General features: G+C 44.3%; 17 protein-coding genes. 15 read left to right on the top strand and 2 right to left on the bottom strand.

Features of this window, described 5'->3' with window-relative positions; genetic code table 11:
• Positions 1 to 156: 156 nt before the first annotated feature.
• Together CEF21_RS17465 and CEF21_RS17460 are read left to right on the top strand one after the other, a co-directional pair.
• On the top strand, positions 157 to 1,782 hold the full coding sequence (locus tag CEF21_RS17465; RefSeq protein WP_123918598.1) for a putative polysaccharide biosynthesis protein: 1,626 nt from the start codon (positions 157 to 159) through the stop codon (positions 1,780 to 1,782).
• A 34-nt stretch (positions 1,783 to 1,816) separates the two neighbouring features.
• Complete coding sequence (locus CEF21_RS17460) at positions 1,817 to 2,545, top strand: pseudouridine synthase (RefSeq protein ID WP_123918596.1); 729 nt, start codon at positions 1,817 to 1,819, stop codon at positions 2,543 to 2,545.
• Positions 2,546 to 2,684: 139 nt separating this feature from the next.
• On the opposite strand, the gene CEF21_RS17455 is transcribed toward CEF21_RS17460, so the two are convergent.
• Complete coding sequence (locus tag CEF21_RS17455; RefSeq protein WP_123918594.1) at positions 2,685 to 2,906, bottom strand: DeoR family transcriptional regulator; 222 nt, start codon at positions 2,904 to 2,906, stop codon at positions 2,685 to 2,687.
• A 200-nt stretch (positions 2,907 to 3,106) separates the two neighbouring features.
• Between CEF21_RS17455 and CEF21_RS17450 the strand changes: the two genes are divergently transcribed.
• Positions 3,107 to 3,820 (top strand): glycosyltransferase, encoded by a 714-nt coding sequence (locus CEF21_RS17450; protein WP_123918592.1) that lies wholly within the window; start codon positions 3,107 to 3,109, stop codon positions 3,818 to 3,820.
• Between the two features lie 280 nt (positions 3,821 to 4,100).
• Here the strand turns inward: CEF21_RS17450 and CEF21_RS17445 are convergent, their stop codons facing one another.
• Positions 4,101 to 5,399, bottom strand: a complete 1,299-nt coding sequence (locus CEF21_RS17445; protein ID WP_123918590.1) for an NCS2 family permease — start codon at positions 5,397 to 5,399, stop codon at positions 4,101 to 4,103.
• Between the two features lie 179 nt (positions 5,400 to 5,578).
• Here CEF21_RS17445 and pepV point away from each other — a divergent pair, with 179 nt between their 5' ends.
• The 12 genes from pepV (at position 5,579) to CEF21_RS17385 (ending at position 16,929) form a co-directional block, all read left to right on the top strand.
• A complete protein-coding gene (pepV, locus tag CEF21_RS17440; protein WP_123918588.1) occupies positions 5,579 to 6,964 on the top strand; it encodes a dipeptidase PepV in 1,386 nt (461 codons plus the stop codon).
• Positions 6,965 to 7,137: 173 nt separating this feature from the next.
• Complete coding sequence (locus tag CEF21_RS17435) at positions 7,138 to 7,707, top strand: TetR/AcrR family transcriptional regulator (protein ID WP_164462234.1); 570 nt, start codon at positions 7,138 to 7,140, stop codon at positions 7,705 to 7,707.
• Positions 7,708 to 7,799: 92 nt separating this feature from the next.
• On the top strand, positions 7,800 to 8,522 hold the full coding sequence (locus CEF21_RS17430) for a tryptophan-rich sensory protein (protein ID WP_123918584.1): 723 nt from the start codon (positions 7,800 to 7,802) through the stop codon (positions 8,520 to 8,522).
• A gap of 18 nt (positions 8,523 to 8,540) precedes the next feature.
• Positions 8,541 to 8,915, top strand: coding sequence for a hypothetical protein (locus tag CEF21_RS17425; RefSeq protein WP_123918582.1), 375 nt, complete (start codon positions 8,541 to 8,543; stop codon positions 8,913 to 8,915).
• Between the two features lie 490 nt (positions 8,916 to 9,405).
• A complete protein-coding gene (locus CEF21_RS17420; RefSeq protein ID WP_123918580.1) occupies positions 9,406 to 9,924 on the top strand; it encodes a hypothetical protein in 519 nt (172 codons plus the stop codon).
• Positions 9,925 to 10,101: 177 nt separating this feature from the next.
• A complete protein-coding gene (locus CEF21_RS17415) occupies positions 10,102 to 11,334 on the top strand; it encodes an acyl-CoA dehydrogenase (protein ID WP_123918578.1) in 1,233 nt (410 codons plus the stop codon).
• A gap of 10 nt (positions 11,335 to 11,344) precedes the next feature.
• The gene (locus CEF21_RS17410; protein ID WP_123918576.1) at positions 11,345 to 12,121 is read left to right on the top strand and encodes an SDR family oxidoreductase; all 777 of its coding nucleotides are present in this window, start codon (positions 11,345 to 11,347) and stop codon (positions 12,119 to 12,121) included.
• 58 nt (positions 12,122 to 12,179) lie between these two features.
• On the top strand, positions 12,180 to 12,932 hold the full coding sequence (locus CEF21_RS17405) for an SDR family NAD(P)-dependent oxidoreductase (protein WP_123918574.1): 753 nt from the start codon (positions 12,180 to 12,182) through the stop codon (positions 12,930 to 12,932).
• A gap of 28 nt (positions 12,933 to 12,960) precedes the next feature.
• Positions 12,961 to 14,583 (top strand): long-chain-fatty-acid--CoA ligase, encoded by a 1,623-nt coding sequence (locus tag CEF21_RS17400; protein ID WP_123920355.1) that lies wholly within the window; start codon positions 12,961 to 12,963, stop codon positions 14,581 to 14,583.
• A gap of 56 nt (positions 14,584 to 14,639) precedes the next feature.
• Positions 14,640 to 15,209: a TetR/AcrR family transcriptional regulator gene (locus CEF21_RS17395; RefSeq protein WP_123918572.1), complete on the top strand. Its 570-nt coding sequence runs from the start codon at positions 14,640 to 14,642 to the stop codon at positions 15,207 to 15,209.
• 56 nt (positions 15,210 to 15,265) lie between these two features.
• A complete protein-coding gene (locus CEF21_RS17390; RefSeq protein WP_123918570.1) occupies positions 15,266 to 16,150 on the top strand; it encodes a 3-hydroxyacyl-CoA dehydrogenase family protein in 885 nt (294 codons plus the stop codon).
• The gene (locus tag CEF21_RS17385) at positions 16,147 to 16,929 is read left to right on the top strand and encodes an enoyl-CoA hydratase (RefSeq protein WP_481747603.1); all 783 of its coding nucleotides are present in this window, start codon (positions 16,147 to 16,149) and stop codon (positions 16,927 to 16,929) included. The genes CEF21_RS17390 and CEF21_RS17385 overlap by 4 nt, the downstream gene beginning before the upstream one ends.
• The last annotated feature ends 1 nt before the right edge of the window (position 16,930 follow it).

Here is a 16,930-nt window from a genome sequence, read left to right as displayed (position 1 = left end):
TTTTCATCCATAAATCTTCATTCATTATAGCCGAAAGAGTGAGAATAAAAAATGCCAAATCCGAACAACTTTTCCGCTTCGCGCGTTCGTGTGGTAAAATAGAAAAGTTCAAATAAAATAGGAACCTTATCTTTAACAAGAATGGTGATACCCTTTATGTCGGATAAATTATTAAAAGGAACGTTTATATTAACGTTAGGAACGTACATATCAAGATTACTCGGGATTATTTATATGATTCCGTTCGTGGATATGGTTGATACTGAGGGATCTGCTTTATACCAAATGGGCTATACACCGTATGTGATCTTCCTCAGTATTGCAACAGCAGGCTTTCCGATGGCTGTTTCCAAGTTCGTTTCAAGGTACAACTCGATGGGGGACTACCAGACGAGCCTGAGAATGTTCAGAAACGGAATGTTCGTTATGCTGCTGATGGGCTTGCTCAGCTTCGGCGCGATGTATTATCTGGCTCCTGATATAGCGGCCGCATCACTTGATTCCAATGATGCTCCTGCCGGCAAAGTTGAGGATGTCACTTATATCATCAGAATGCTTAGTGTAGCTTTAATCATCGTACCGATTATGGCGCTCATCCGGGGATTTTTCCAGGGCCATCAGATGATGGGTCCTACATCTGTATCGCAGGTGGTTGAGCAGCTTGTCCGGATTATTTTCCTGCTTGTATCTGTTTATACAGTTCTTTATATTCAGCACGGTTCGCTTGTGACAGCGATCGGCTTTGCGACAATCGCTGCCGCAGCAGGGGCGGCCGGAGGATTAATTGTTTTATACATCTACTGGCTGAAACGGAGAGACACGCTTGAGGCCATGAAGGAAAATACCGTGCAGCCTTCAGATGTAAAGATGCGCGTGCTTTTTAAAGAGCTGCTGACCTACTCGATCCCGTTTGTTTTTGTCGGTTTGGCTATCCCGCTTTATCAGGTAATTGACCAAAAGACAATGTACGGGGCATTAAGGCAGGCTGGAGTATCACACAAAGAGGCATTTGATATTTTTGCCTATGTTCAATTTCAGGGTCGATCTCTAATTATGATTCTTGTATCCCTTGCAACTGCGTTTGGTTTGACGCTCGTGCCGTCTATTACAAAAGCTTTTACAGCAGGTGATATGCGCCAGGTGCATAAGCAGACTAATCAGGCTTTTCAAATCATCATGTTCTTAATTTTGCCTGCAACAGCAGGAATGATGGTGCTTGCCGGTCCAATCTATGAAGTCTTTTTCGGTTATGAACCAAAGGCCGCAGTTCTGCTCCAATGGCAGGCGCCTGCTGCCTTGCTGTTTTGCTACTTTACTGTGAATGCCGCTATATTGCAGGGAATCAATAAACAGAAGCTCGCTGTCATCAGTCTTGCCGCTGGTTTAATTGTAAAAGCGGCTGTAAATTATCCTTTAGTCGTATTGTTTGGCGGGGAAGGATCCATTATGGCAACGGCTCTCGGCTTTGCTGTTTCCATTCTTTACGGATTTGCTATGATTAAAAGACATGCCGGCTTTTCGTTTAAGATGTTCTTTAAAAGAGCGGTTTTCATTTTCATTTTAACGATTGTAATGAGCATTTTTGTTTCTGTTCTTGAATCCATTACAAGTATATTTATTGGTTTTAAGGCGGGAAAGGTGGAAGCCGCAATTGTTCTGGTTATTTCAATTGGAGGCGGGGCAGCAGCCTACCTCTATGCCGCTCACAAATCACACTTGCTTGAAAAGCTTCTGGGATCCAGGTTTTCGTTTTTAAATAGAAAAACTAAGGGAAAGGCTTAAAAGGCCTTTCCTTTTAAAATGAGGTGGAACAAGGATGAGAATTGATAAGCTGCTTGCAACGATTGGCTATGGAAGCCGCAAGGAAGTGAAAAAGCTTCTGAAAACCGGAGCAGTGCTCGCGGATGGAGAGGTTATTAAGGATGCAAAAACGCATGTAGATCCTGAGAAACAGGAGGTCACCGTTCATGGAGAACAGGTGGAGTATAAGGAGTTTATTTATTTCATGATGAATAAGCCTCCGGGCGTTCTTTCTGCCACAGAGGATCTCGCCCAGGATACGGTCATTGACCTTTTGACTCCGGAAGATGCCATCCGGGAACCGTTTCCGGTTGGAAGGCTGGATAAAGATACGGAAGGGCTGCTCGTTATCACAAATGACGGCCAGTTATCCCATCAGCTGCTCTCTCCGAAAAAGCACGTGCCGAAAACCTATTATGCCGTCATCTCGGGCGAGGTTACGGAGACAGATATCACGGCCTTCAAAAAAGGGGTCACGCTGGATGATGAATATGTGACGAAGCCTGCAAAACTTACCATCTTAAAGAGCGGAGAAACGTCTGAAATTGAATTGACGATTACAGAAGGGAAGTTTCATCAGGTTAAGAGAATGTTCGAGTCTGTAGGAAAGAAAGTGACATATTTAAAGCGGCTCACGATGGGCGATCTTGAGCTGGATGAGAGCTTGGAGCCGGGTGAGTACCGCGATTTAACAGAAGAGGAAGTTGAAATTCTCCGCAATAGCATGCCGGCTGATTTTTTGTAAACGGGGCCGACCGCTTTGCTGTGTAGGGGCTCCATGAATCTGGTGTCTGGCGGAGCCGATTGATGAAATATAAACGCAAAAAAAAGGAACCTGATCTTTCCAGGTTCCTTTTTATGTATAGGCTCGTACCATGCTTTTGTTAAGATGAGAGTTTCACTTTCTTTTTTGTAGTTGTCCACTTACCTCGTGCGGGGCTTTTGACAAGCTCGTTGTATGCTAACACATTTAAGTCACGCTGAATGGTTCTTGGTGTGATACCAAATTCGTCAACAAGCTGCTGTGTCGTAACTGTACCTCTTTCCATGATGTACATGTAGATAGATTTGATACGGTTTAGCATACGATTAGTTGAAGGTTTCAAAAAACCACTCCTCATTATTGGATTGAACAGGTCTTTTGACCTGGCACAATCTGGGATGTCAACCACTGAAGATGTCTTCGTATTACCCTATTTAGTTGGTATAGTTTAAGCTACAACTATATTTTACACGATAAAAGCGGATAAATTCCACCTTGAGTCGTGAATTTACACAATATTAACATATTCCTTCTGAAAAACATATGTCTTTTACTACATATGTGCTATTCCACTATTTATTCTTATTTAAACCATTCTTCTTAAATTTTTATTTAATTTGTCGAGTTCATAGGCAAATTGGAATGGAGGGAAGTTGTGGTAACCAGGAACATTGCATTGAAAGGGATGTTAAAGGGGATGTTCCACAATTAATGGCTCAGGCGGATCTATATGTGCAGCCAAGCTTAATTGAAAATCAGCCATTATCTTTAATTGAGGCCCAAATTTCAGGACTGCCGGCATTGGTAAACAATGCTGGAGGACTGCCTGAAATGGTTCAGCACCAATTGAATGGAATTGTGTACTCGACCGAAAATGAATTGAGCGGCTATCTGTACTCTCTTATTTCAGATGATGTTTACCGAAATTATTTGGGGGCAAACGCTGCCAGGGAGGCTGTAAATCATTGGTCGCTGGAAAAAGGGACCATGAATGTCCTGCAAGTGTATCATGAGGCAATAAATATGAGCGGAAGAGACGATTCCTTACAGAGGATCAAAAAGGGAGAGATAAGGGAATACCTTCAGTCGAGGATGACGGGAGAGGGGAATGTTATTTTCGGTAGTGTTTACAGACCCTTGTTTACGGCAGCAGAGCCGTATCCTCCTGTGGTCGTAGATAAAGGGATGTGGGATGTCATCATCCATTCTCTTCCTGGAGACTACTGTCTGCCCGATCCTTCCCTTTTCGTCCTGTAACATATAGGCCTCACAAATGGGCAGCCGGCAGAACGACTTAAAGATAATAAAAAAAGGCAGCGGGTTCCGTTTAGGGGCTGCGCTGCCTTTTTTATTAACCTCTGTTAAATTTGCCTGTTGTTTGCAGTTATCAGGCGCTTTTTTTTCCATGGGCCGGCGGTGCGCCTACTCGGCGTAAACGCCGGCCGGGCCTCATCTGTCCCGCTGCTCTAAGCAGGAGTCTCGCGCCTTCCGATCCAGGTGTTAAAAATCACATCAGGCTTTAACAGAGCCTAAATGATTAATGTGAGCCAATGACGACGAGATGGATAAAGAAAAGAACGGCAAAGATATAGACAAAAGGATGAACCTCTTTCCATTTTCCTTTCGCAGCCTTCATAATTGGATAAGAGATGAATCCAAGCGCAATTCCTGTTGCAATGCTTGATGTAAGAGGCATTGTCAGAATAACAAGAAATGCAGGAAAGGCTTCGTCCAGTTCACCCCAGTTGATGTTGGAAATAGATCCCATCATTAAGCTTCCAACGATGATAAGCGCGGGAGCAGTGATGGCTGGAATTCCTGAAACGGCATTGACGAGCGGGAAAAAGAAAGACGAAATGCCGAAGAGGATGGCAACGACCAATGCAGTCAAACCTGTTCGGCCTCCAGCAGCCACTCCGGCTGAAGATTCGATGTAGGCCGTTGTAGGACTGGTTCCGAAAATGGCTCCAATTGTGGTAGCCGAAGAATCTGCAAGAAGAGCTTTTCTTGCATTCGGGAGTTCTTTCCCTTTCATCAGCCCAGCCTGCTGGGCTACTCCGATCATAGTCCCCGTTGTGTCAAAAATTGTCACAAGCAGGAAGGAGAACACGACAGCATACAGTCCATAATGGATGACATCGCCGAAGGCAGTCAACGGATTGATGATGATGCCTTCTGGAAGATGGGGAGCTGCTGCAATGCCTTTAATTTTAAGCTGGCCTGTGAAATAAGCAATCAGGCCGGTTATAATCATTCCGATAAAGATCGCGCCATTTACGTTGCGGGCCATCAAGACAAGGGTAATAGCAAGTCCGATTAAAGTGAGCACCACTGGTGCAGAATGAAGATTTCCAAGAGCAACTAAGTTTTCGGGATGGTCGGCCACGATTCCTGAAGTGCGCAGACCAATAAAAGCAATAAATAATCCAATTCCGGCAGTGATTCCATTCTTTAAGTTTGCAGGAATGGCTTCAATCAGCTTTTTCCTGAATGGTGTCAAGGATAGGATGACAAAAATAATACCTGCAACAAATACAGATGCAAACGCTACTTCATAAGAAATATTGGCTTTTCCTCCAACGACCGAAAAAGCGAAATACGCGTTCAGTCCCATTCCCGGAGCAATCGCGATTGGATAATTAGCGAAAAAAGCCATCCAGAGCGTTCCGATAATGGAAGCAATGATGGTTGCTGTGAATACTTGCTGCGGCGGAACTCCTGCAGCAGAGAGAATTTGCGGGTTAACTACCACGATGTAGACCATGGTAAGGAAAGTCGTAAAGCCAGCGATAATTTCTGTTCTCAATGTGGTCTGGTTTTCTTTTAGCTTAAACATGGGAAACCTCCAAATAATACGAACGTTATTTCAAAACCTTATTAATAATATTCGTTTTTTAACAAAAATGCAAGGGCTGTGTTTGGTTTTTTCGAACCGTTCTTTCATAGAACCTATTCGTTTGGTATCTTATCATATATAGAGGTAAATCATACATAGAGCAGAAGAGGGGTTTGATCATGTTCAACTGGATCGAAGAAACGGAAAAAAGACGGGAACAGGTTATTAAGGACACACAGGAATTTTTGAGAATTAAAAGCGTTCTCGATGAAGATGGCGGACAAGAAGGGGCTCCTTTCGGAAAAGGCATTCAGGAAGCGTTTGAACACTTGCTGAATAAAGGCGAGAAGGATGGCTTCCTTAAAAAAAATCTGGAAGGCTATGCAGGCCATTTGGAAATGGGCAAAGGGGATGAAATCCTGGGCATTCTTTGCCACATCGATGTGGTTCCAGAAGGAGACGGATGGAGCTCAGATCCTTATGGCGCTGAAATCCGCGATGGTAAAATTTTTGCCCGCGGTGCGCTGGATGATAAAGGTCCGACTATGGCTGCCTATCATGCCATGAAGCTTGTTAAAGATTCAGGTGTGGAGCTGAATAAAAAAGTCCGTATGATTATTGGAACAGATGAAGAAAGCGACTGGCGCTGCGTAGACCATTATTTCAAACACGAGCAAATGCCGGATATTGGGTTTGCCCCTGATGCGGATTTCCCGATTATTCATGCGGAAAAAGGGATTATTGATGCAAAGCTGCGGTTTAATGGGAAAGAAACAGCTGATTCCGGACCATTAACACTTGTCTCCTTCTCATCTGGCCGCCGGTTTAACATGGTGCCTGATTTTGCTGAAGCTGAAGTAAAAGGAAAAGATGATTTCGAGGAACAATTTTCAGCATGGCTTGAAAGAGAAGGACTAAAAGGTTCGGTTAAAAAAGCAAGCGGACAAACCGTACTTCAAATTGAAGGGGTTTCGGCACATGCAATGGAACCGAACAATGGGAAGAATGCCGGAGTGAGCTTAGCTTCATTTTTAAGCACGCTTCATTTGGATGAAGCAGGAAAAAGGTTTACATCTTTTATCAAAGAACACTTTAAAGGGGATACAAGAGGAGAAGCGCTTGGCATTAAAGCGAACGACGATGTAAGCGGAGATTTAACCGTGAATCTTGGAACGATGAAATTTTCCAATCAGACCGGTGAACTTGGCATCAACGTCCGCTATCCGGTAACCGCGTCATCCGAACCGGTCAGGGCTGCTTTTGAATCCATTCAAGGTGCAGAGCTGACTATGTTCAATGACTCGCCGTCCCATTACGTAGAAGCCGGTCATCCGCTGATCCAAACCCTGTCAAAAGTATATGAAGAGCAGACAGGAGAAAAGGCGAGCCTCATTTCAATCGGCGGCGGAACGTATGCCCGTTCACTGAAAGCGGGAGTTGCCTTTGGACCGCTGTTCCCAGGCAGACCGGACATCGCCCATCAAAAGGACGAATATATTGAAATAGAGGATTTAATACGGGCAACCGCGATATACGCGCAGGCGATTTATGAGTTGGCGAAGTAAAGGATAAGAGGAAGCAGAATCAGACTGGATGTCTGGTTCTTTTTTTATTCTCAATAAAGGTTTCTTGACAGTTTCCCAATCAACGGGTATATTTCTATCAAGTGATAGGGAAAGGTGTTTACATGACCCAGTTCAGAAAATACAAAAAGGAAACGAGACAGGAAATTATCAGAGTGTCACGAAAATTATTTATGGAGTTCGGATTTCGAGCCGTATCAACGAGAAGAATCGCGGAAACGTGCGGTATTACCCAGCCGACTTTATATCATTACTTTAAAAATAAAGAAGAGATTTATCTGGAAGTGATCCGGACAGAATTGTATGAAGCTCAAATTCGGATTGAAAAGATCGTCACACATTACCATGATCAAATTCCAGAATGCTTGTTTCAAGTAACATTTACGATTTTGCATCAAAGTCCTAAGGATTTAAGCCAGATGTTCAGAGATATTGAAACTGAGCTGGATGAAAGGCATAAAGGAACCATCATTAAGTGGTGGCAAGAAGCGTATTTACTGCCAATTGCATCGGTTTTTGAAGAGGGCATAAAAAAGGGAGAGGTTAGAAATCCGGCCCAGTTTAATACCCCTCCTATAACAGCAGCGCAGCTGTTGCTGAATTTAATTAACCAGTTTGCGGTTGAACCGGGTTTAACTGAAGAGGAATCCATCAAATTTGCAAAAGAGCAAGCTTCATTATATACCAACGTCCTTTTATATGGTTTACTTTCTTCTGAACAGTAAAAACAACAAAAAAAAGCACTTTGCTTTTTTTTTGATCAAAACCTATCATTTGATAGATTTTATAAAAATCAGAAAAAGGAGCTGTACATGTAATGAAAAATGTAAGGTTTTATGTCATCCGGTTTAGCAATATAGCAAGCTTTGTTTTCTTTCTTTATGTTTCATTTTTTAGCGGAGAAGAAAAGGACTTTTCTTATTCAGATGCCGAAATGCCTTTATTTATGCCTTCTCCATACGCATTCGCTATATGGTTTATTATTTTTGGGCTTTTTGCCGTTTGGCTGGCCAGGCAGTTTTCAAGGGAAAATAGGGATGAGGAGTTGTATGAAAAAATAGGATTTCTTTTCCCGGCGGGTATCTTTTTTACAGCCTTAACAAGCCTGACAGGGGGAATTTATGCTTGTATTTATCTGATTATTGCCCTGGTCATTAGCACACAGATCTATAGAGTCATTATTCGGGAAGAAAGAAAGTCCTCCTTTTTCAGATGGCCTTTTTCTATCTATTTAGGATGGCTGTCGGTCGCAGTTATATTAAATATTTTTCAAGTGGTTAAAGGGTATGGCATCTCTTCCTTTCTAGGGATGGGTGAACTAGTGTGGACGATTATTATGCTAGTTTCGGGAGGCGGATTGTCCATCCTGTTTATCCGCAAAAATAAAGATCTTCTATTTCCATGTGTGTTTGTCTGGGCGTACATTGCCATAGCGATAGCAAATTCTGATCGCATTACCGTCTGGATTCCGGCGCTTATCATTAGTTTAGGATTGTTGATTTTAATTGTTCAGCATAAAAGTGGTGATACTAAGGATTAGAAAAAGGAAGTGTTGAAGATGGATGATCAAAATAGTCTGTTTACTTTTTTTATTGGGAAAAAGATAATAGATTACAGGCATGGCACGCCTTATCCTCTTGAGATTTTCCTTGAAAATGGAGGGATTAGTGCCGAATGTCCATGGAGGCTACATAAAAATGGAGTAACTGCTGTCGGTTCTACCGATTATTTGTATGTATCATCCATCCTGGAAGTCTACGAGAAATTCAACTGCATATCGGGAAAAATTATTCTGGGCATCAAATTTTATGAACAGGTAAACGTATTAAGTCTGGAATTCAGCGAAGGATACCAGCTTGATCTTTTTCACGACAGCGAGCATTTTGAAGGATGGGAGCTTTATGCGAAAACAGGATTGTCAATCATTTCATAAATAAGGACGAAAAAGCGATGAATCCTCACAGCATAAAAAGCAATCATAAGTGATTAGAAATAATCGTTATTCTTCGCGGTTTCGCCTTTTCGGAATTTTGACAATTGATGTTACAGAATTTTCGTCGCCTAGGGTCGCTATTGTATTTAGATCCTCTTAAGCAAGTGGTGGCTGAAGCATTTCGGCCAGTTAGAATGGCTATGGCGCTCAGCGGGTTATTTAAAGCGTTCAAAATTCAGCCGGTAGTAAATGGAACTACTTTAATGGAACATAATTTACGTAAAAAAAATAAGTACTTAAAAGACATATTGGATGGGGGAAACCAATGAAATCGTTCTTATCCAAAGCCATTTTAAATAATATCGACTGGTGCCGCATTGTATCTGAATCGCATGGGGCAATTGCCGCTTCGGCAGATTCTGTTTGGGGCCTGTACTCAAAGGCACCTGACTTTTACCCTGAAATAATCAGTTTTTGCAGGGATGCAGATTTGGCTGAAGTTAATGATTTTATAAAAAAAGGACATGTATCCAGTATGAAGGATAGCTATGCTGATCTTAATCTGTCTCCACTTGGATTTGAGATTCTCTTTGAGGCAGAATGGATTTATCAGGAACCTGCTGCTCACAGGGTTGCCTTGCAAAGTGGATGGAAAGTCATTGCGACTGAACATGATCTGCAGAAATGGACATTAACGAATGGCCTTGAGAATGTGATTAAACCCGGATTATTAAAGAATAAAGACGTAAAAATTTTTATGCATGAGACAAACGATGAAATATCCGGATTTATAGCGAATAGAAGTCATGATGTTGTAGGGATATCAAATGTACTCTCCCCAAAAACTGCAGATGGAAGGATATGGGGGGAGATTCCTGGATTAGCAGCAGCTGAGTTCCCAGGACTTCCAATGGCAGGATACGAACATGATGATGACCTTATTCAAGCGCAATTATCAGGCTGGAAATCGTTAGGGCCCGTGCGGATTTGGCTAAAATCGGATCGCTGAACTCTTTAAGCTGCAGATTGCGGCTTTTTTTGATTCCTCATGTCCATTTCAGTACTTATTTCACATGAATTTATCACTTTTTAGATTGTGAGTTGGATAATTTAGAATATTTAGTATATGATAGAGTTACGTTACATACCAACCGGTTAGTTAGTAAGCTGAAGGAGGAACCATTTCATGAATTTTTCGTATTCGGAAAAGGTACAGGATCTGCAAAAGCGGCTCAATGAATTTATGGAGGAGCACGTGTATCCTAATGAAAAGCGGTATGAAGAGGAATTAAACAGCCAATCATCCAGATGGTCAGCCGTTCCTGAAATTATGGAAACGATGAAAAAAGAAGCGAAGAGGCAGGGTTTGTGGAATTTGTTTCTTCCGGACAGTGAATACGGAGCAGGCCTGACGAACGTTGAATATGCTCCACTATGCGAGATTATGGGAAGGTCTTTGATCGGGCCCGAGGTGTTTAATTGCGGTGCTCCTGACACAGGGAACATGGAAGTGCTGGTCCGCTATGGAACCGAGGAGCAGAAGAAGCAGTGGCTGGAGCCTTTGCTTGCAGGGGAAATCAGATCCTGCTTTTCCATGACGGAACCAGATGCGGCTTCATCAGATGCGACCAATATTTCATGCCGCATCGAAAGGGACGGGGATGAGTATGTCATCAATGGAACGAAGTGGTGGTCTTCAGGTGCAGGGGACCCCCGCTGCAAAATTGCGATTGTGATGGGGAAAAACGATCCGGAAGCACCGAAGTACGAGCAGCAGTCCATGATTCTTGTTCCGCTTGATACAGCCGGAGTGAAAATCGAACGGACTTTGCCGGTTTTTGGATATGATCACGCACCGCATGGACACGCGGAAATTTCATTCACCGATGTTCGCGTTCCTAATGCCAATATGATTTGGGGAGAGGGAAAGGGATTCGCCATTGCACAAGGGAGACTCGGACCGGGAAGAATTCATCATTGCATGAGATTGATCGGCGCGGCTGAACGTTCGCTTGAGGAATTATGTAAGCGTGTACAAAAGAGGGAAGCTTTTGGCAAGCCGCTTTCTAAGCAGGGTGTTGTGCAGGACTGGATTGCCGAATCACGGATTGACATTGAGCAGGCAAGGCTTTTGACGCTTAAAGCCGCTTTTATGATGGATACCGTCGGCAACAAAATTGCAAAGCCTGAGATTGCAATGATTAAAGTGGTAGCACCGAACATGGCTTTGAGAGTGATTGACCGGGCTATTCAGGCTTTCGGCGCAGCTGGGGTCAGTGAAGATGTTCCCCTTGCCGCGCAGTGGGCGAACGCGAGAACGCTCAGACTTGCAGATGGACCGGATGAAGTGCATAAAGCACAGCTTGCAAGGCTTGAACTGAAAAAATACGACGTCTCATTGCAGACGCAGACGGTATGAGGTGGAGTAGATGCATGTAAATGAGCTATTCAATTTAAAAGGCAAAACCGCGATTATTACGGGCGGGGGACGAGGTCTTGGTGAACAAATTGCGGAGGGGCTTGCTGAGGCGGGGGCAAATATCGTTCTTTGTTCAAGAAAAAAAGCAGCCTGTGAAGAAACGGCATTAAGACTAGAGAAAGAAACCGGCTGTCATGCCATGGCCCTTGAATGCGACATTACCTCACAGGAAGATGTAAAACGGACCGTTCAGCTCGCCTATGAACGGTTTGGCGCCATAGATATACTTGTCAACAACAGCGGTGCGACATGGGGGGCCCCTGCAGAGGAAATGCCGCTTGATGCGTGGCAGAAAGTCATGAATGTGAATGTAACGGGCACCTTCCTGATGTCACAGGAAGCCGGCCGTTACATGATCCGGCAGAGAAGCGGAAAAATCATCAATATTTCATCCGTTGCCGGACTTGGCGGAGCGGATCCGAAATTTATGGATACGATCGGCTACAATACGAGTAAAGGGGCAGTCATCACCTTTACAAAGGATCTCGCTGCCAAGTGGGGACAGTATCATATCAATGTAAATGCCATTGCACCGGGCTTTTTCCCGACTAAAATGTCAAAAGTCATTATCGAAAAAGGAAAGGACGGTCTTCTTCAGGGGACGCCGCTCGGCAGATTTGGAACAGAGCAGGATCTAAAAGGGGCAGCTGTTTTCCTGGCTTCAAAAGCCTCTGATTATGTGACGGGAGATGTCTTGGTAGTGGATGGCGGTACACACGTTTTATAGGAATTGGAAATGTTTCGCCTAAGCTGTTTTCAAAGGGGAAAGAAAGCGGGGGAAAGGGATGAAGCTGGCAGGTAAAACAGCAGTCGTGACGGGAGGAGCCGGGGGAATCGGCCGGGAGACGGCCATTCTTTTGGCAAAAGAAGGCGCGAAAGTAGCGGTGGCAGACATCATGGAAGAGGGCGGCTTGCAGACAGTGATGCACATTCGTGATGTAGGCGGGGAAGCCGTCTTTTTCAAAACAGATGTCACCTCTGAGATAGAAATTGAACAGCTAATGGACAAGACCATGGAGACCTTTGGCACACTCGATATCTTATTCAACAACGCCGGGGTAGGCAATGAAAGTGTAAGGCTTGCTGACATGTCGCTTCAGGAATGGCAAAGGGTCATCGACATTAATTTGACCGGCGTTTTTCTCGGGATGAAATATGGCATACCGAAAATGCTGGAGTGCGGAGGCGGAAGTGTAATCAACACATCCAGTATCCTCGGCCTCAAGGGAAAGAAACTTCTTGCTCCTTACAACGCATCCAAGGCGGGTGTCATCATGCTCACGAAAAATGCTGCGCTTGAATACGGGAAGAAAAAAATCCGTGTCAATGCGATTGCTCCGGGTGTCATTGATACAGACATTATTAAAGACTGGAAGCAGGATGAGAAAAACTGGCCGATCATTTCAGGAGCAAACGCGCTGGGAAGACCGGGAACCCCGGACGAAGTCGCAAAAGCCGCACTCTTCCTCGCAAGCGATGACGCTTCCTTTATTACAGCCAGTACACTCGTTGTGGATGGCGGCACTCTGACTTACTGAACAATGAAATGGAGGGATGGAAATGGAGATGGAAACGACTGGACAGTGGCAGGCAAAGTACCCGTCCGGAATAGGCCATGATGTTTCAATACCTGATATACCGGTTCATGAATTGCTTCGCACTGCAGCCGAAATGCACGGTGAAAAAACGGCTATATCTTTTTACAAAAAAACATTCAGCTATGAGGAACTTGCCAAAATGGCTGATGCCTTTGCCGCTGCTCTGCAAAATAACGGGGTAACAAAAGCGGACCGGGTAGCCATCATGCTGCCGAACTGCCCTCAATTTGTTATATCTTATTACGGTGTTCTTGCTGCAGGAGGAATTGTTACTCAAGTCAATCCCATGCTGATGGAAAGAGAGCTTTGTCATATCTTGACGGACTCAGGGGCAGAAACGCTCATTGTATATGATCTCCTGTATCCGAAAGCAGAAGCCATCCAAAATGAAACAAACGTAAGGCAAATCATCACGGTAAGTCTTACTCCCGGCCACACGGGAAAACCTGAAGGGGCCAATTTCAGCTTTGATATGTTTCTGGCCGAAGCAAAAGGCATGCCGGTTCCTGTCCCTATCGATCCCCATCATGACATCGCGGTACTTCAGTATACCGGCGGAACAACAGGGAGATCCAAGGGGGCTATGCTTTCCCACCGTAACCTTGTGGCGAACGTATACCAGTCCTATGAATTTTTCAAAAATGATATAGAAATTGGAGAGGAAAAAAGTTTATCGGTCATCCCGTTCTTTCATGTATTCGGCATGACATCATGCATGAATTTATCTGTCTTGACTGCAAACTGTATGGTTTTGCTGCCGAGATTCGATCTCGAAGAAGTTCTGCAGACCATTAAGGAGGAGCAGCCGACGATCTTTCCAGGAGTGCCCACCATGTATGTGGCACTCACGAGTCACCCTAAGGCGGAAGAGTATGGACTTGGAAGCATCCGGATCTGCAATAGCGGAAGTGCGCCGATGCCGGTTGAACTGCTGAAAGAGTTTGAAAGGAAAACAGGTGCCAGAATTCTGGAGGGTTATGGCTTGTCTGAAGCTTCACCCTGTACCCACTGCAATCCGAACTTCGGTGAAAGAAAACCGGGAAGTGTAGGGATGGGTTTTCCGAAAACCGCTTATAAAATTGTGGATGTCGCAACCGGGCTTGACGAGCTGGCGTCAGGAGAGCTTGGCGAATTGATCATCAAAGGCCCGCAGGTTATGAAAGGGTACTGGAACATGCCGGAAGAAACGGCCGCCGCATTAAGGGATGGCTGGCTCTTCACAGGAGATTTGGCGAAAATGGATGAAGATGGCTACGTGTATATTGTGGATCGAAAGAAAGACTTGATTATAGCGAGCGGTTATAACATTTATCCACGCGACGTAGAAGAGGTTTTATACGAGCATCCCGCTGTAAGGGAAGCGGTTGTTATAGGTGTACCGGATCCTTACCGTGGAGAAACGGTAAAAGCGATTCTCGTATGCAAAGAAGGCATCAGTGCCGATCCGGCTGATATAATCGAGTTTTGCCGCAAACAAATGGCGGCCTATAAAGTCCCGACGGAAGTGGAGTTCCGCTCAGAGCTGCCTAAAACAAATGTGGGGAAAATTTTGAGGCGGGCTCTAAGGGAGGAAGCAGCAAAGAAACTCTAATCTTTAACGGCTATGCTATAATCGAGCAAAACCGGCAGGATGGAGAGGACATAAGAATGAAAGAACAAATCAGAGCAGCAAGCATTCAGCTGTTTGCTGAAAAAGGCTTCAAGGAAACGTCGATTCAGGATATCGTCAATGCGCTCAGTGTTACGAAGGGAACCTTCTATTATTATTTTACAAGCAAAGAACAGCTGCTGATGGATATCCATTTAAGCTATATTGACAGTTTGCTGTTAAAGCAGAAAACGATTCTCGATGACCCGCTTAAAAATTATCGGGAAAAATTGTATGACGTCGTCTATTTGCTCATTCATGATATTGAAAAAGAAGGGCTGAGTGCAAAAGTGTATTTCAGGGAAATGCGTAATTTGAGCGAACCCCATCTCAGCCTTATTGCTTCAAAAAGGAATCAATTTCGAAAGCAAATTGAGGAGATTATAAGCAAGGGAATGGATCATCAGGAATTTAGAGATGACTTGCCAGTAGATATCGTCACACTCGGTGTATTAGGAATGGCCAATTGGAGTTATTTCTGGTTCGATCCATCCGGGCGCGAGACCGATTCAAATGTCTCGGAAATCTTTTTGAAAATTTTGCTGGAGGGACTGAAAGGAAGCAACTGAAGCTTCCTTTGCTTTCAGCATACCAACCGGTCAGTAAGGGGAAGGAGAGATAGTGGATGAATAGAAAGGATATCCATACAATTGCCGTTATTGGAGCAGGACAAATGGGGCATCAGATTGCGATGCTGTGTGCGCTCGGAGGATATAAAACTATTCTTCAGGATGTAAATGAAAACGCTTTAAAAAAGGCGCAATCTACTCTTCAAAGATTAATGGATAAGCGGGTTCAGAAACATAAGCTTTCAGAGGAGGAAGCTGAAAGGGCCTTTGCAAAATTGAGCATGACGACCAGTTTAAGGGATGCCGCAGGAGAAGCAGATTTTATTATTGAAGCTGTCGTTGAAAAACTGGAGGTGAAAAAGGAGGTATTTGCCGAACTCGATGAATATGCAAAGCCGCATACCATCTTAGCGACGAATTCTTCGACCATTATGAACTCTTATATCGCAGACTCAACAAACAGACCGGATAAAGTAATCAATATGCACTTTTTCTTTCCTGCCCTTGTCATGGACTGCGTAGAAGTGGTGACGAGTGAACAGACGTCTGAAGAAACAGCCCGTTTAACAATGGAAGTGTGTGAAACCATTAACCGGACAGCCGTCCTGCTGAAAAAAGAAATCTCAGGCTTCATCGCGAACCGGATTCTTGGCGCTCTTCAAAGAGAAGCTGTTTACCTCTATGAAAACGGCTATGCCGATTTCAAAGACATCGATACCATTTGCCGGAAAGCATTAAACCATCCGATTGGTCCTTTTGAATTAATGGACTTATCCGGTATCGATGTCGGCTATTATGTGATGCAGCAGCGGTATGCAGAAACCGGAGATCCGGCAGACAAACCATTTTCTTGTATTGAAGAAAAAGTTAAAGAAGGAAACCTTGGGAGGAAAACAGGAAAAGGCTGGTACGATTATTCGAAAGAAGAGGTGAAACAATGATGGGGAATGTGATAAGTAAGCAAAGGCAGGGTGCTGTCACCATTTTAACCATTGACCATCCGCCGCTTAATGTGATGAGCCAGGCTGTCCTTCGCGAACTGGATTCTCTGCTGGACGAGCTGCGTGATGACACGGAAACAGTATGTGTCGTCATAACAGGTGCAGGCGACCGGGCTTTTATGGCAGGTGCAGATATAAAAGAGTTTCCAAGCTTAATAGGCAAAAAGGGCATTAAGTCGCAATTTATGGAATCCCATGCTGTTTTGAATAAACTGGACGATTTCCCTAAGCCCACGATTGCTGTCCTGAATGGACTGACATTCGGGGGCGGCTGCGAACTTGCGCTAACATGTGATTTGCGGATTGCAGAGGATCATGTCCAGATTGGACTTCCTGAAATAAAACTCGGTTTGTTCCCCGGCGGCGGAGGTACTCAGCGTTTGCCAAGGGTGATTGGGGAAGCGCGTGCAAAAGAAATGATGTTTACCGGAGACCCGATTGATGCGGAAAAGGCGAAGGAAATCGGCCTGGTCAATAAAGTGGCGCCAAAAGGAGAAGGACTGCAGTATGGCTTGAAGCTTGCTGAAAGAATCAGCCGCTTTTCATTGCCGGCGCTTTCCAGAATCAAACGCTCAGTCGATGAAGGTCTTGGCGTTTCCTTAAAGGATGGGTTGGAAAGAGAGGCGGAGCTGTTCGAGGAGGTTTTCCAAACAGAGGATATTAAAGAAGGGGTCCAGGCATTCATTGAAAAAAGAAAGCCGGAATTTTTACATCGCTGAG

Source organism: Bacillus sp. FJAT-42376 (assembly GCF_003816055.1).
Lineage (GTDB): Bacteria > Bacillota > Bacilli > Bacillales > Bacillaceae > Metabacillus_B.
Note: the sequence above shows the minus strand (reverse complement) of the source record. Positions and strands in the feature narration are given on the sequence as shown.

What these genes read in the sequence shown, in the direction of transcription:
- CEF21_RS17465 (WP_123918598.1), top strand. Translation starts at nt 157, where the DNA reads ATGTCGGATAAATTATTAAAAGGAACGTTTATATTAACGTTAGGAACG.
- CEF21_RS17460 (WP_123918596.1), top strand. Translation starts at nt 1,817, where the DNA reads ATGAGAATTGATAAGCTGCTTGCAACGATTGGCTATGGAAGCCGCAAG.
- CEF21_RS17450 (WP_123918592.1), top strand. Translation starts at nt 3,107, where the DNA reads ATGTCTTTTACTACATATGTGCTATTCCACTATTTATTCTTATTTAAA.
- CEF21_RS17445 (WP_123918590.1), bottom strand. Translation starts at nt 5,399, where the DNA reads ATGTTTAAGCTAAAAGAAAACCAGACCACATTGAGAACAGAAATTATC.
- pepV (WP_123918588.1), top strand. Translation starts at nt 5,579, where the DNA reads ATGTTCAACTGGATCGAAGAAACGGAAAAAAGACGGGAACAGGTTATT.
- CEF21_RS17430 (WP_123918584.1), top strand. Translation starts at nt 7,800, where the DNA reads ATGAAAAATGTAAGGTTTTATGTCATCCGGTTTAGCAATATAGCAAGC.
- CEF21_RS17425 (WP_123918582.1), top strand. Translation starts at nt 8,541, where the DNA reads ATGGATGATCAAAATAGTCTGTTTACTTTTTTTATTGGGAAAAAGATA.
- CEF21_RS17415 (WP_123918578.1), top strand. Translation starts at nt 10,102, where the DNA reads ATGAATTTTTCGTATTCGGAAAAGGTACAGGATCTGCAAAAGCGGCTC.
- CEF21_RS17410 (WP_123918576.1), top strand. Translation starts at nt 11,345, where the DNA reads ATGCATGTAAATGAGCTATTCAATTTAAAAGGCAAAACCGCGATTATT.
- CEF21_RS17405 (WP_123918574.1), top strand. Translation starts at nt 12,180, where the DNA reads ATGAAGCTGGCAGGTAAAACAGCAGTCGTGACGGGAGGAGCCGGGGGA.
- CEF21_RS17400 (WP_123920355.1), top strand. Translation starts at nt 12,961, where the DNA reads ATGGAAACGACTGGACAGTGGCAGGCAAAGTACCCGTCCGGAATAGGC.
- CEF21_RS17395 (WP_123918572.1), top strand. Translation starts at nt 14,640, where the DNA reads ATGAAAGAACAAATCAGAGCAGCAAGCATTCAGCTGTTTGCTGAAAAA.
- CEF21_RS17390 (WP_123918570.1), top strand. Translation starts at nt 15,266, where the DNA reads ATGAATAGAAAGGATATCCATACAATTGCCGTTATTGGAGCAGGACAA.
- CEF21_RS17385 (WP_481747603.1), top strand. Translation starts at nt 16,147, where the DNA reads ATGATGGGGAATGTGATAAGTAAGCAAAGGCAGGGTGCTGTCACCATT.